Origin of the sequence: Clostridium yunnanense (assembly GCF_016595795.1) — a bacterium.
Taxonomy (GTDB): Bacteria; Bacillota; Clostridia; order Clostridiales; family Clostridiaceae; genus Clostridium_AR; species Clostridium_AR yunnanense.
Map to the genome: position 1 here is coordinate 47,599 of NZ_JAENHN010000029.1, position 15,234 is coordinate 62,832.

The 15,234-nt window shown below is 31.5% G+C and carries 12 protein-coding genes; 3 read left to right on the top strand and 9 right to left on the bottom strand.

Going from position 1 to position 15,234, the window contains the following annotated elements; genetic code table 11:
- Nucleotides 1-334 precede the first annotated feature (334 nt).
- From spoVE to ychF, 9 genes are all read right to left on the bottom strand, one after another.
- Entirely contained in the window at nt 335-1,453 is a 1,119-nt protein-coding gene (spoVE, locus tag JHL18_RS10385) for a stage V sporulation protein E (protein ID WP_200268836.1), read from the bottom strand.
- Between the two features lie 20 nt (nt 1,454-1,473).
- Entirely contained in the window at nt 1,474-2,436 is a 963-nt protein-coding gene (mraY, locus tag JHL18_RS10390) for a phospho-N-acetylmuramoyl-pentapeptide-transferase (RefSeq protein WP_200268838.1), read from the bottom strand.
- 44 nt (nt 2,437-2,480) lie between these two features.
- A complete protein-coding gene (locus tag JHL18_RS10395) occupies nt 2,481-3,836 on the bottom strand; it encodes a UDP-N-acetylmuramoyl-tripeptide--D-alanyl-D-alanine ligase (protein WP_200268840.1) in 1,356 nt (451 codons plus the stop codon).
- A complete protein-coding gene (locus JHL18_RS10400) occupies nt 3,830-5,302 on the bottom strand; it encodes a UDP-N-acetylmuramoyl-L-alanyl-D-glutamate--2,6-diaminopimelate ligase (protein WP_200268842.1) in 1,473 nt (490 codons plus the stop codon). Before JHL18_RS10400 ends, JHL18_RS10395 begins: the two co-directional genes overlap by 7 nt.
- Before the next feature lie 171 nt (nt 5,303-5,473).
- The gene (locus JHL18_RS10405; protein WP_200268844.1) at nt 5,474-7,678 is read right to left on the bottom strand and encodes a stage V sporulation protein D; all 2,205 of its coding nucleotides are present in this window, start codon (nt 7,676-7,678) and stop codon (nt 5,474-5,476) included.
- A 409-nt stretch (nt 7,679-8,087) separates the two neighbouring features.
- On the bottom strand, nt 8,088-8,582 hold the full coding sequence (locus JHL18_RS10410; protein WP_338025463.1) for an FtsB family cell division protein: 495 nt from the start codon (nt 8,580-8,582) through the stop codon (nt 8,088-8,090).
- Nucleotides 8,583-8,624: 42 nt separating this feature from the next.
- Complete coding sequence (gene rsmH / locus JHL18_RS10415; protein ID WP_200268848.1) at nt 8,625-9,560, bottom strand: 16S rRNA (cytosine(1402)-N(4))-methyltransferase RsmH; 936 nt, start codon at nt 9,558-9,560, stop codon at nt 8,625-8,627.
- A gap of 11 nt (nt 9,561-9,571) precedes the next feature.
- Nucleotides 9,572-10,000: a division/cell wall cluster transcriptional repressor MraZ gene (gene mraZ / locus JHL18_RS10420; protein ID WP_200268850.1), complete on the bottom strand. Its 429-nt coding sequence runs from the start codon at nt 9,998-10,000 to the stop codon at nt 9,572-9,574.
- A 550-nt stretch (nt 10,001-10,550) separates the two neighbouring features.
- The gene (ychF, locus tag JHL18_RS10425; RefSeq protein WP_200268852.1) at nt 10,551-11,648 is read right to left on the bottom strand and encodes a redox-regulated ATPase YchF; all 1,098 of its coding nucleotides are present in this window, start codon (nt 11,646-11,648) and stop codon (nt 10,551-10,553) included.
- A 268-nt stretch (nt 11,649-11,916) separates the two neighbouring features.
- Between ychF and pdaA the strand changes: the two genes are divergently transcribed.
- From pdaA to JHL18_RS10440, 3 genes are all read left to right on the top strand, one after another.
- A complete protein-coding gene (gene pdaA, locus JHL18_RS10430) occupies nt 11,917-12,738 on the top strand; it encodes a delta-lactam-biosynthetic de-N-acetylase (RefSeq protein WP_200268854.1) in 822 nt (273 codons plus the stop codon).
- A gap of 430 nt (nt 12,739-13,168) precedes the next feature.
- Nucleotides 13,169-14,281 carry a glycosyltransferase family 4 protein gene (locus JHL18_RS10435; protein WP_200268856.1) on the top strand — a complete coding sequence of 371 codons (1,113 nt, stop codon included), beginning with the start codon at nt 13,169-13,171 and terminating at the stop codon, nt 14,279-14,281.
- 12 nt (nt 14,282-14,293) lie between these two features.
- On the top strand, nt 14,294-15,205 hold the full coding sequence (locus JHL18_RS10440) for a glycosyltransferase family 2 protein (protein WP_200268858.1): 912 nt from the start codon (nt 14,294-14,296) through the stop codon (nt 15,203-15,205).
- Nucleotides 15,206-15,234 lie beyond the last annotated feature (29 nt).

Here is a 15,234-nt window from a genome sequence, read left to right on the forward strand (position 1 = left end):
AATATTTTTTCATTACAAAATTATTAAAAGATATTGTTTATTATGTAAATATATTACTCTTAATTATTTATGGCAAAATAAGCTTTATTAATATTATCGTGTATTTTTTTGATATATTAATATATAACTAAAATAATATATCAAAACAAAAAGCTGGCCGTTCAAAGGCTCAGCTATTTCATTTTATATTATTCAATTTAATTTGTCTATTATTGATGTGCCACTTCATAATAAATTTATATTTTCAAGTTCTCTCACAAAAAGCCGTGAGAGTTTTGAAAATTGTTTTCTGTTTGAATTGGCACATCCCTAGATGTGCCACTTCATAATAAATTTATATTGCTCTCTTTTTTTCTACTTGTCTTGATATATTCAATAGAACTCCCATGGCGGCCATATTGATGACCAAGGAACTTCCTCCATAACTTATGAACGGCAATGGAACTCCAGTAACAGGCATTGATCCAGTTACAACCGCTATATTGATTATAGCTTGAACTGCAACTATAGATGTTATTCCTGTTGCTAATAATGTTCCAAAAGCATCTTTAGCACTCATAGCAATCCTTATTCCTCTAAATACAAATATAATGAATAAAATTATTATTAATGCACAACCTATAAGTCCTAATTCTTCTCCTATTATAGCAAATATAAAGTCATTATGTGGCTCTGGCATATACAAAGTCTTTTGTCTTGATTGACCTATACCAAGTCCAGTAACTCCCCCTGCACCAAGCGCATAAAAGGATTGTATTAGCTGATAACCATCACCAGCAGGATCCTGCCATGGATTCAAGAAGTTTAGAAGTCTTGCTTTTCTATAAGGTTCACTAAGTATAAAGAAGGTTGCTGCCGCAAACATAGCTGGCACTACTCCAAAAGCAAGAATATTAGCCTTAGCCCCTGCTACAAACATTACTATAAGTGTAACTATCATTATTACAGAAGCAATACTTAGGTTCTTCTCTAAAAGAATCATTCCTGCAAAGAAACCTGATACTACCAAATAAGGCAAGATACCTTCTTTGAAGTTTTTCATCTTCTCTCCTTTTTTCTCCATACTGGTTGCCATAAACAGAACAACAACATACTTTACTAGCTCCGACGGCTGAAACTGCCCTAGTGGCCCTAGTTGTATCCATCTTTTTGCACCATTAACATCTTTTGAAAAAAGAACTGCTACTAGCAAAGGTAGTGATATAATCAGCATTATTCTTGTATATTTCTTAATCTTATGATAATCAACAGACATCATAAAAAACATAACTGCGATGCCTAGAACAGACCACTGTAGCTGCTTCTTTAAAAAAAACATACTATCATTATTCTTATACATTGCATAGTATGAGCTAGCACTATATACCATTACTACACCAATCGCCAACAGGAAGAAAATCGTGTAAAACATTACATAATCGATTTGTCCCATTTTAGGCTTGTTTTTTTTCATTCAAATTCCTCCTATAATTACTACAAAGACAAAAAGGCAATAAGACAAAGTAAAAGTGTGCAGATTGAGAATACCGAAACGATCTTTGTTTCACTCCATCCTAAATGCTCAAAGTGATGATGAATCGGAGCCATCTTAAACACTCTTTTTCCAGTAAGCTTAAAAGATGCTACTTGAATTATAACCGAAAGAGTTTCTAACACATAAATTCCACCTACAATTACTATAACAAGTTCCATTTTAAGCATCATTGCTATAGCAGCTACAGCTCCACCAAGAGCAAGTGAACCTGTATCTCCCATAAATATCCTAGCCGGAAATGCATTAAATCTTAGAAATCCTAGTAAAGCTCCAGCCAGAGCAACACAGAATATAGATAGTTTATAATGTCCCATATTTAAGCTTAAGATAGATAGGAAAGTCATTACTAGTATAGTTATTGAAGTTGCTAGCCCATCCAATCCATCTGTAAGATTTACAGCATTAGTAGTTGCTGCAAAATAGATGATTATAAACGGTATAAATAACCATCCCATCTCCCATTGATGTCTAGAAAACGGTACATTTATTGAAGTTCCTATGCTCACATATGCATAATAAGCTAATGCACCAGAAACTACAAGAAGTAGTGCCATTTTCTGCCACGCCCTTAACCCCAAGTTATTCCTATGAATAATCTTCAAAAGATCATCTAAAAATCCTACAAACCCAAAGGCGATGAATGCATATAATACTACCATAGACTCATCAGTGAAGCTAGGTATCATGACAAGCATGGTAATTAGTGTGGCCAATATAAATATTATTCCTCCAATTGTTGGTGTTCCTGCCTTTTTCAAATGACTTCTTGGACCATCTTCTCTTATATTTTGTCCAAATTTAAGCCTATGTAAAAGAGGTATTATAACTGGACCTATTATTGATGCCACGATAAAACTTATTAAAATTGATATTATTAACGCTGTATTAGCTAAATTCCCCATATATTGCCGTCTAATTTAGACAGCTCACCTCCTTGGTTATAGATTCATTTTTTTAGCTCGTTGACTATTTCTTCAAACTTCATACTTCTTGATGCCTTGACAAGAATAACATCTTTTTCCTTAATTAATTCTTCCAATGCTTTAATTAATTGTTCTTTCGATTGAAAAACTATACACCCATCATTTGAGAATCCAGTCTTAAAACCATCAGAGTAATCACCGCAACATAATAATAGATCTATTCCATTATTTTTTGCATAGACTCCAGTGTCTATATGTGCATTTAGTGATTCATCACCAAGTTCTCTCATGGTTCCTAGTATAGCAATTTTTCTATACCCATCTATGTTCTTCATAACATCTATAGCAGCTTTCATAGATGATGGACTTGCATTATAGCAATCATTAACAATAGTAATTCTGTCTGTCTCAATTATCTCCAACCTCATAGAAGTTGATTGTATATTTCTTAATCCATTATTCATTTCATCCAGTGACAAACCAAGTAAGTTTCCTGCTGCAATGCAAAGCAAACAATTTTGCACACTGTGTTTTCCAAGCATCGGTAGATATAAAGAACCTATTTGTCCTTGCAAGTTCACTTCAAATTCACTATGGTCTTTTAATAAAACTACATTTTCGGCAGTGATGTTATTGGAATCATCTAAACCTGTTTTAATAATTCTGTATCTATCATTAGCTACGCCATTTAGAAGCTCATCATCACCGTTAATAATTAAAGTATTTCCTTCATTGAAATAATCAACTATTTCCATCTTTGCTTTTAAAATGTTTTCTCTAGTTTTGAGGTTTTCTATATGTGATAACCCTATATTAGTTATTATTGCAATATCTGGTCTCGCTATATCTGCAAGAAGGTGAATTTCATTTAAATTACTCATCCCCATCTCTAAGACTGCAATATCCACAGTTCTATCAAGCTCCAATATCATAAGTGGTAACCCTATATCATTGTTGAAATTGCCCTTAGTCTTAAATACAGTGTATTTTTCTCCTAATATTGCTGCTAATATATCTTTACTCGATGTCTTACCATTTGAGCCTGTAATACCTATAACCTTTAATCCTAATTTTTCTCTATAATATTTTGCAAGTTTCTGAAGAGCCTTTTTTGAATCTTCTACTTTTATAACATTTGCTTCGTAGCATAGAAATTCTTCTTTATTTTCATCTACTATACAAACACTTGCACCTTTATCAATTGCTTCTTTTATATAGTTATTACCATTAAAATTCTCGCCTCTAAGAGCAAAGAATATACTGTTTTTTTCAATTTTTCTTGTATCAGTGCTAACTTTTTCAAAATGTTCATTTTTATTTTTTGTGATAAAACTTCCATCTATAGCCTTTATAATTTCTTCTAAGGTTAAATCTAGCATTTTTTCACTCCTAATTGCTCTAATATTTCTACCACTACTTCCCTCTCATCAAAATGAATGGTTTTATCTTTTAAAATCTGATAATTTTCGTGTCCTTTACCTGCAATTACTATTACATCCCCTGATTTACCAATTTCAAGTGCAGTTTTGATAGCTTCTCTTCTATTTTCAACAACTTTATAACTAGTGGTATCCAAATCCGATATAATCTCATTTATTATAGACATAGGCTCTTCACTTCTAGGATTATCAGAGGTAACAATAGCTATATCGCTTAGCTCTGTACCAATCTTACCCATCATAGGTCTCTTAACCTTGTCTCTATCGCCACCGCAGCCAAATACAGATATTAGTCTATTATTAGTAAACTCTCTAGCAGTTTTAAGTATGTTCTCTAATCCGTCTGGAGTATGAGCATAATCAATTATTACTTCATATGGAATATCATATTCAATAGCTGTTCTCTCACATCTTCCTGGAACAACTGCCTTATTTAGGCCTTTCACTATTGATTTCAAATCTATACCTAAATGCTTAGCTAAAGTTATTACTGAAAGTGCATTATAAACATTATATAAACCAGGCATCTGAAGATTAAATTCATATTCTTCGTTATCTAAAGTCACTTTAAACTTAACGCCCTTTGATGAGTTAACAATATCCTTTGCTTTTATATCAGCGTTATCATGAACACCATAGGTAAATATATCTGTTTTTATATTTTTACTTTTCAAATCTACAATTATATTTTTCCCATAATCGTCATCTAAATTTATTACTGCCTTATCTGTTCTCTCGAAAAGCTTAAATTTAGCATTATAATAGTTTTCGAAAGTCTTATGAAAATCAAGATGATCTCTTGTTAAGTTCGAAAATATTGCACCTGTAAATCTTACTCCATATACTCTATCAAGCTCTAGAGCATGTGATGAAACTTCCATGACACAATACTCAACTTTCTCTTGTACCATTTCATTAAAAAGCTCTTGAAGTTCTAACGATTCCGGAGTAGTTCTTTCTGTCTTAATCACTTTATCTCCGATATAGTTCGCTATAGTTCCTATTAATCCAACTTTATAACCACTATCCTCAAGAATCTTTTTTGTCATAAAAGCAGAGGTTGTCTTACCATTAGTTCCAGTTATACCAATTACCTTCAGCTTTTCTGTAGGTCTATCATAATAATTTGAAGCTATTAACGCCATAGTCTTTCTTGTATCTTTTACTTTAAGCACAGTAATATCTTCACTAATACTTAAATCATCCATACAAAACACTACCTTAGCCCCATTTTCTACAGCGCTGTTTGCAAACTTATGCCCATCACTTGCAAACCCTTTAATGCAGAAGAATATATCTCCCTCTTCGGTTTTCCTATTGTCATAAGTAATCTTATTTACATCTTGATCCAAACTTCCTTTTATAAGTTCAAAGTCTATCTCATTTAATAAGTTTCTTAGAAGCATTGTCCACTCATCTCCTTAAATAATATGCTATTAAATCCTCCTAAATGATATATAGATATACATTCTGATACAAAGTATCAAATATTAATTAATATTCATCAAAAGCTACTTCTACAAAACATTGCAGCAATATAACAAAATACTAGCATGTGGCTAGAAGCCACATGCTAATTAATCATCTACATCATCACTTAAGGTAAGCCCGATAGAATCTCCTTTATTCGCAACTTCTCCTGGCTGAATGCTTTGTTCATCAACCATTAGACCTTTGCCGGAGAAATCACCTTTAAGACCCACTTTTTCAAGAATTTTAGTAGCTCCCTCTTTAGTATAGCCTTTTATGTCAGGAACAATAACATCTTTATTATAATTTCCTGAACTTCCACTGTAAAGATTGACCTTACTGCCTTCCTTTACTGTATAACCAGGTGTAGGCTTGATATCTGTCACATACTCCCCCTGTCCCTCTATATCGAAATCTATCTTTATTTCCTTAAGTTTTTTCTTAGCTTCATCTATTTTCATACCTCTAACTTCAGGAACAATTACGTCAGGGGCACTTATAATACTACTTGTATCCTTTGATATAGCAGAAGGATCTAAATAATTGAATATATCGTTAAAAACTATCTTTGCTACTGGTACAGCTATAACACCACCATAATACTCTCCAGCACTAGCTTCATCAATTGAAACCATAACAGTAAGTTTTGGATCATTCGCAGGAGCCATTCCTACAAAGGATGATATATACTTTCCACTTTCATAAGTACCATTAGCTGGATTTACTTTTTGAGCTGTTCCAGTTTTACCTGCAATATGATAACCTTCAATAAATGTCCTCTTTCCAGATCCTTCAGAAACAACCTTTTCCAGATAATCTCTTAGTTTTGTTGTCTTTTCTGCGCTTACAACTTGTTGTGTCTTAGGATCAAACTTCCTATCAACTACTCGTTTACCTTGATCATCTACATGACTAATTTCTTTCATTACATGAGGTTGAATCCAAGTACCATTGTTAGCAATTGTATTAAATGCGGCCATAAATTGTATAGGATTTACTGTGTTAGTTTGTCCAAAAGAAATGGTCGCAAGGTCAATATCAGTTATTGTTGCAGCCGATTTAGTTATTCCCTTAGCCTCACCAGGAAGATCCACCCCCGATTTTGCTCCAAAACCAAACTTCTTTATATACTCAGCTAACTTTTCCTTACCTAACTTCTTACCAACTTCTATAAATCCCATGTTACATGAATTTTTTATTATCTCTCCAAAGGTCTCAGTACCATGTCCACTTCTTTTCCAGCATTTTATAATTCTGTTCAACACCCTAACACTACCTGAACAAGAGTATGTCTCACCTTTATCCGCAACACCTTCCTCCATGGCAGCTATTGCAGTAAAAACCTTAAATATTGACCCTGGTTCAAAAGAGTCACTTACAGCTCTATTTCTCCACATTTTTTGTAATTTGTCTGTAGCATTCGCTCCGTCAAAGCTCTCAGCCCCCTCATATGGAGTATTAGGATTAAAATCCGGCTTGTTTGCTATAGCTAAGATTTCTCCGGTTTTAGGATCTGTAACTATAACACTTACTGCCTTTGCTTTATTATCGCTTAAAGCTTGTGCTGCAGCTTTATCCGCAAACATTTGTATTTGTCTATCTATAGTTAACTCTATGTCCTTACCAGGTATTGGAGCAGTGAAGTTTGCAATAGTATATGGTAAATCTTCGCTTTTTCTATTTATTTCTGCTATCCTCACTCCAGGTGTTCCTGAAAGGTCTTTATCATATTGAAGTTCTACTCCATTAAGTCCTTTACCATCAGAATTTGTATTTCCGAGTACATGAGACAATAAATTATTGTTAGGGTAATATCTCTTTGTGTCAGGAGATACCATTACTCCATTTATTTGTAGTGCTTTAACTTTATCAGCAATATCCTTCTCTATTCTTCTAACAACATGCGCTGCTCCAGCATCTGCTCCGCTAGGCAGTTTAGTATTAAGTTTGTCCAATATTTCTTTTTCAGTAAGGCCTAATGCTGTTGCTATTTTAGGAGCAATATCCTGGCTTGAAAGCTTATGTTTTTTTAAGTACTCTCTAATAGCATTTAAGTCAAAGTCTATTCTATAGACGTTACCACTAACAGCCAACTCTGAGCCATTACGATCTAAAATTTTTCCCCTTACGGCATCTATTTGTACTTTACTTGTCCATTGTTCAACAGCTTTAGTTGAATATTCATTACTCTTAACTATCATTACATACGCTAATCTTAAAGTTAATCCAAAGAATAATATAGTTAAAAAAACTACTGTTATCCACATTCTCTTCTTAGTGGTAGCTTTATCCCTGTAATTATGTTCAATCAATAACTATACCTCCAAAACATTGCTCGATCATTCAGAAATAAAGTTATTCTTTAATATTAACTTATTTAATATTTAACTATTCTATTGAATTTTATTTTTTAGTTGCATTTTTTAATAAATATATCCCCTTACAAATTAACAAATGCCTCCAAATACTCCTTATATTAATCAATCTTTTATTTTGAACATAAACTACTTCAATCATTATAATTAAGATAAGAATTTTTATAAAATAAAAAGTTTAACTTAATCAATTAACGCTTGAAGTAGTTTATCAAAACACATACATATACTAAGATTAATTTGGTTTCAAAATCAACCCTAATTTTTCACAAAATATTGATCATGGATTTTTAAAATTCAAAGAACAAATTAAACATCCTAATACAGCCTAGATAAGTACATCCTACTAAAATAAAAACTCTTTAATCTTAGCTAGAAGACTCCAACCATTATTAGTATCCTGCTTGTCCTTAACATTTGCAGCAAAGTAATTTTCGTTAGAACTTGCTCTTAAGATGTCCCCATCCCCTGGGATAACCATTCCTAATTTATTCTCAGCTGTAGTTTTAATTGTATCTAACGAAGAAGATTTTAGTATTTCAGCCTTTAAAGACTCATTCTCAGCACTAAATTCTTTTATATCTGAGTTTATTTGAGTTAACTGAGCTTGAACAGTATAGACCTTTACATCTCTCCAAATTGTTGCAATTCCTAAAACAAAAAGCATTACAATAACCTGAGTGGCAGCTCTTCTATTTCTTTTTTGTCTTTCCTTCAGTCTCCTATCTCTATCGATTTTAGACTTTTTAAGATCCTCATATTGTTTATCTCTTTGTGGGTCATTGACCTTTCTTTTCGGATTTAACGCTGTATTACCGTTAACATAATCGAATTCCTTCACTACCAACTTATTCACATCCCTACCATAATATAACTATTTTATTTACTTTTTTTGTACAACCCTTAATTTTGCACTTCTACTTCTAGGATTCTCTTCAACTTCTATATCTGATGGATCTATAGGTTTTCTAGTTAATACTTTCACTTCTGAGACTTTTCCACATACACAAACAGGAAACTCCTTAGGACATGTACATGGGTTTTCAAGTTCCTTAAAAACAGTTTTTACTATTCTATCTTCAAGCGAATGGAAAGTTATTATAGCCATTCTTCCATCATCATTTAATCTTCTTACACCATCTGTAATAGCCTTATCAAGAATAAACAACTCCTTATTTACCTCAATTCTTATAGCTTGAAAAGTTCTCTTTGCTGGATGAGGTCCTTCTCTTCTAGCTTTAGCAGGTATTGCTGCTTTTATTATGTCAACAAGCTGAAAAGTTGTTTCTATTGGCCCCTTCTCTCTCTCTCTTACGATAAAATTAGCAATTCTGCTTGCAAAATTTTCTTCTCCATATCTTTTTATTACTTTAAATAATTCCTCACTGCTATACCCATTTATTACTTCATAAGCTGAAAATTTATTTTCTCTATTCATCCTCATATCAAGAGGCGCATCTTGCATATAACTAAAACCTCTTTCACCAGCATCTAGCTGATATGATGAAACCCCTAAGTCCATAAGTATCCCATCAACTTTTTCTATATTTAAAGTAGTTAATATAGAATCAATGTTATAGAAGTTATCATGAACTAGAGTAACTCTATCCTCATATTCTTCAAGTCTCTTACCTGCGGCGCTTAAAGCATCTTTATCTTGATCAATGCCTATAAGTCTTCCTTTGCTAGACAGTCTTTTTACTATTTCTGAAGAATGTCCAGCCCCGCCTAAGGTACAATCTACATATATTCCATCTTCCTTTATATTTAAAGCTTCTATACATTCATTTAATAATACTGACACATGCTTAAATTCCATATTGTTTCTCCTTATATTCCTAAGTCGCTCATCTTTTCTGCTATAGCATCAAAATCTATATCAGAATTGTTGTAATCTATCCACTTTTCCTTGCCCCATATTTCAATTCTAGTTAACACCCCAATACTTACTATTTCCTTATTTATTGCTGCATATTCAATAAGATTTTGAGGAATGACACCTCTTCCCTGTTTATCAGTTTCAATCTCAGTTGCTCCTGAGAAAAAGAAACGCACGAAGGCTCTAGCATCTTTATTAGTTAGAGGAAGACTTTTAAGTTTTTCTTCTAACACCTTCCACTCTGTTAATGGGTAAACGTATAAGCATCCATCTAATCCTTTAGTCATGATGAATCTACTTCCTAGTTCTTCTCTAAATTTAGAAGGCATGATTATTCTGTTTTTATTATCCAACCCATGTTGGTATTCTCCTATAAACATCCCACACCTCAAACTAGGTATAAATGTGGAAAGTGTCACCACTTTACACCACTTTTCACCACTTTAACTTTATTATTCTATAAAAAATTAAAAATCCCTCCTTTTTTATAGACTTTTTAATTTTTTTCAAAATAAAATTAATATTTGAGCATAGATATAACCCTTATTTTGGATGTTTTCCATGGTAATGGTAAAAAAGTACACTTATAATACTATTCATTTCATTATTTCCATAAACTTGGATAAAACACTTAATCAATCATAGCCAATCAAAATCTATAGATTTAGCCTGCTTGAGTTTTTTGTACTTCACTGCAAAGAAAGACAAATTTTCTTTAATTATGCTTTCTGAAGGCCTCCACATCACCATTGATTATTCCACAGTAAAAAAGATACCTTAAGTTTTCAATAAAGGAACCCTTTACTTCTAAACCTAAGGTATCTTCAATATACTACCCAAATTACTTTTACTAAAAATAGTTTTGATAAATTCTCAACATCTTTATAATAAAACTAATACAGGGACTAGATTATGGTTTATTAAATAAAACTAAACATTAAATCTAAACAATATAACGTCTCCGTCTTTCACTATATATTCTTTACCTTCTAATCTGTATAGTCCTTTTTCCTTAGCTGCTGCTTCTGATCCACAGTTAACAAAATCATCGAATGCAATTACTTCAGCTCTGATAAATCCTCTTTCTATATCTGAGTGTATCTTACCAGCTGCTTGTGGCGCCTTCATTCCTGTTGTAATAGTCCAAGCTCTTACTTCTTGTGGACCTGCTGTCAAATAACTAATAAGCCCCAGTAGTCTATAGCTTACATTTATTAACTTGTCTAAACCAGCTTGATCCAAACCGTATTCTTCTAATAATTCTTTCTTTTCATCATCTTCTAATGAAGAAAGCTCTTCTTCTAATTTTGCACAGATAACAACAACCTCTGCATTTTCTCCAGCAGCATGCTCTTTAACAATCTTTACATACTCATTATCAAGATTGCCTTCCATCATATCATCTTCTGATATATTGCAAACATACAAAACAGATTTCGAGCTGATTAGGAACAACGATTGAACAAATTCATTTTCCTCTTCAGTAACTTCTAATGTTCTAACTGGCTTATTTGATTCTAAATGAGCCTTCATTCTTTCCATTAGAGCATACTCTTCTTTTGCCTTTTTATCGCCTGATCTTACAAGCTTCATTGCTTTTTCCATTCTTCTTTCAAGAATTTCTAGATCAGAAAATATAAGTTCTAAATTTATTGTTTCTATATCTCTTATAGGATCTACCGAACCTTCAACGTGAACAACATTATCATCATTAAAGCATCTAACAACATGACATATTGCTTCAACCTCTCTTATATGAGATAGAAACTTATTTCCAAGTCCTTCACCTTTGCTTGCTCCTCTTACTAGTCCTGCAATATCATAAAACTCCACTGAAGTAAAAACTTTCTTTTTAGAATTATACATTTCTTGTAATACATCTAATCTTTTATCTGGAACACTAACAACACCTACATTAGGTTCTATAGTACAAAATGGATAATTTGCTGATTCAGCTCCTGCTTTAGTAATAGCATTAAACAAAGTACTTTTCCCTACGTTTGGTAATCCAACAATACCTAATTTCATTTATGTACATCCTTTCTAAACTTTAATACCACGTAATAGTTTTAAATATTGAAAAGCCTTAATTAAAAATATTTTTTTGTTTCATAAATAATAAGGCATTAAATTCAAAATCGAAATAAAGTGGTAACTTAAACTAATAAATAACACTTATAAGATTATACCTTAGTAAAGGCAACATTTCAACAAGTTATATTATGTGGAATTAATGCCTATATAACACCAGTATCCTAATGGATTTTATGAAAAGAATATAATTGAGGTGATTTAAATGAATTTTTCTTTTGTAAAAAACGCTTTAATAAATATTTCACTAATTACATCCCTAGCTACTACAAATATTAGCTTCGATCTAAGCAAATTTGATTTTTTTAAATTTAATACTCATACAGAACAATCTTTAAGCAACAAAGAATATAGTTGGTATTATATGTGGAATAAAAATTCTACCCCTGATGCTCCAAAAGAAACTAAAAATTTTGTATTCAACTACGATAGTTATTACATCGGTGATACATCTAAAAAAGTACTGTATTTAACTTTTGATGAGGGTTATGAAAATGGCAATACAGGTAAAATACTAGATATTCTAAAAGAGAACAAAGCACCTGCAGCTTTTTTCGTTGTAAAACCCTATATACTTCAAAATCCAGATTTAATAAAACGTATGGAATCAGAAGGACACCTAGTTTGCAATCATTCTTCTCATCACCCATCTATGGCTTCAGTAACAGATTCTGAAAAATTCAAAAAGGAATTCACTGAAGTTGAAGAGGAATACGAGAAACTCACTGGTAAAAAAATGCCTTTATATTTTAGACCTCCTATGGGTAGATATAGCGAAGCCTCTTTAGCAAAGACTAAGGATTTAGGTTATAAAACAGTATTTTGGAGTTTTGCTTACAAAGATTGGTTAGTTGATCAGCAACCAGACCCTGTAGCCGCTAAGAAAAGAATTTTAGAAAGAACAAGTGATGGGTGTATAGTACTTTTACATGCAGTTTCAAATACTAATACAAAAATACTAGATGAACTATTAAAAGAATGGAAATCTCAAGGATATGAGTTTAAATCTTTAGATGATTTAAAATAAAGCTTACATCTAATGACGATGTCACATTATTGAGTTCCTAACTCAACTATTAAGTTATGGAACCCTATAGTTCATCCCTCGATTTTAAACTTCAGTATCATATAAAATTGTAATACTATCAGTATATAAATAATTATGATAAACTACTTCAATATATTGGCTTCTGCTAAAAAAGCTGACTGAGAAGTAGTTTATTTTATTTTGGCAAAATGCATAGGAGACCTTTTATTATATGTATATCATTAAATACTACGCTGCAGCAAATAAGTCACCACTTAGATGGATTAGTAATTTGTGAAAATAATTAATATAATCTTCTACATAATTACTTCTTATAACTCTCATCATTCCAAATATGGTTTTAATTATGTGATATATATATTATAATTGTAAATAACTCAATTATTTTGTGTACAAGAAGGTGAATTTTTTGAAATATTGTGTTTTATTTCCCCAAGCAAAAAATGTGCATTTAATCAAAGATGTAGGAATGATTGCTTACAAACTTCATAAATTATATTCTGTTGAAAGTTATGTGGCCTGCTACAATAATGATAGGTATGATTACATAGATGGTGATTTAAAAGGTCTAAAACTAGATTTTATAAACAAGAAACATAATAATGATATTATTGATGGCTCCTTATACCTAAGAAAAAATGCTAAAACTATAGATGTACTACAGTTATTTCATGTAACTATTAGATCTGTGGTATTTGCAATGGTCTATAAGCATTATAATAAGAACGGAAAAATCTTTCTTAAATTGGACTGTACTGAAAACTTACTAAATAAAATTAAATCTCTAAGTACTGCAGGACTTAAATTATTCAATTACTTTTTTAAGAAAGTTGATATAATTGGAGTAGAACAAAAGAAACTTTTCGAGGAAATACAACTATTATTGCCTAAGTTTAAAGAGAAATTCAAGTACATCCCAAATGGTATAGATTATGATTTATTTAAATCAATAAATATTAAATTTGAGAGTAAAGAAAATAATATTCTACATGTTGGGAGACTAGGAGCAGAAGAAAAAAACTCTGAAATGTTAGTTGAAGCGTTTATCAAATTAAATGAAAGCAATAATAATTTACCTTGGAATTTAGTACTTGTAGGTGAGAGTACTGATACGTTCACTCAGTATGTAGAAAATTGTATCCAAAAACATCCTAGTTTGAAAAATAAAATTAAACAGACTGGACAAATTTCTAACAGAAAAGAACTTATAGAGATTTATGGAAAATCAAAAATTTTCAGTTTAACTTCTCACTTCGAAAGCTTTGGAATTGTGCTTATTGAAGCAGCTGCCCTTGGAAATATAATTATTTCTACGAGTGTTGGAATTGCAAATGAACTAGTGTCGGATAACGGAGGAAGTTTAATAATGGATTCTAACGTTGACGATCTGACAAATAAACTGTATCACTATATTTCCAGTAAGGATATTGAAAGACTTTCAACTAACAATGTAAATCTTATACGAGAAAACTATGACTGGGATAAAATAGTAATGAATCTATATAATGAAATTACCAAATAGCAAGGAGATCTTATGAACAAGAAACCTTTAGTTTTTATAGTAATATTAAACTTTAATTCTTATACAGAAACTCTTAGATGTTTAGATAGCGTCTTAAACATAGATTATGATAATTATAAAGTTATTGTTGTAGACAATAACTCAAATGACAACTCGGTTGAAGTATTAAGCCAAAACACTAACAAATTCACACTATTAACTAATACTACAAACTTAGGATATGCTCATGGAAACAATATTGGAATAGAATATGCACTAAAACACGATCCTGAATATGTATGTATCTTAAATAATGATGTAGAAGTTGAAAGAGATTTTCTATCAAAAATAATCTCTTACATGGAAACAAATAAAGGTGTCGGTATAGCTGGACCATGTATCTGCGATTTTAACGACAGAGATAAAATACAGTCAGTAGGAGCAAACATAAATCTATTCACAGGCCTGGCACAAGCAAAAGGTAAAAACACTCCTTATAGTTCTCTAACTGATAAAACTTTATCTGTTGATTATCTTGGTGGTGCATGCTTCGTTGCAAGAACTGAAGTCTTTAAAGAAATAGGCTTAATACCTGAAATGTATTTTCTATTTTTTGAGGAAACCGAATTCTGCTTAAAAGCTAAAAGAGCTGGGTTTAATCTAATTTGTGTTGCTGACAGCAAAATTTTTCATAAACAATCTGCTACTATTTCAAAGTACAAAGGATTAAGCTATTTCTTTTTAAATAGAAACAGGATCGTATTTATGAGAAGAAATGCAAAAGCTTATCACAAGATAGTTTTTTCTCTTTATCTTATGATAGAAACTGTAGGAAGAATGTTTATAAAAAAAGAACCTATATCTATTTTTAAAACTTATTTAGCAGGCTTGAGAGCTGATATTAGTAATATAGATATGGAAGAGGTTAATAAATTTTTCAGATAGTTATATTATACTCAATAAAATTTGAGATG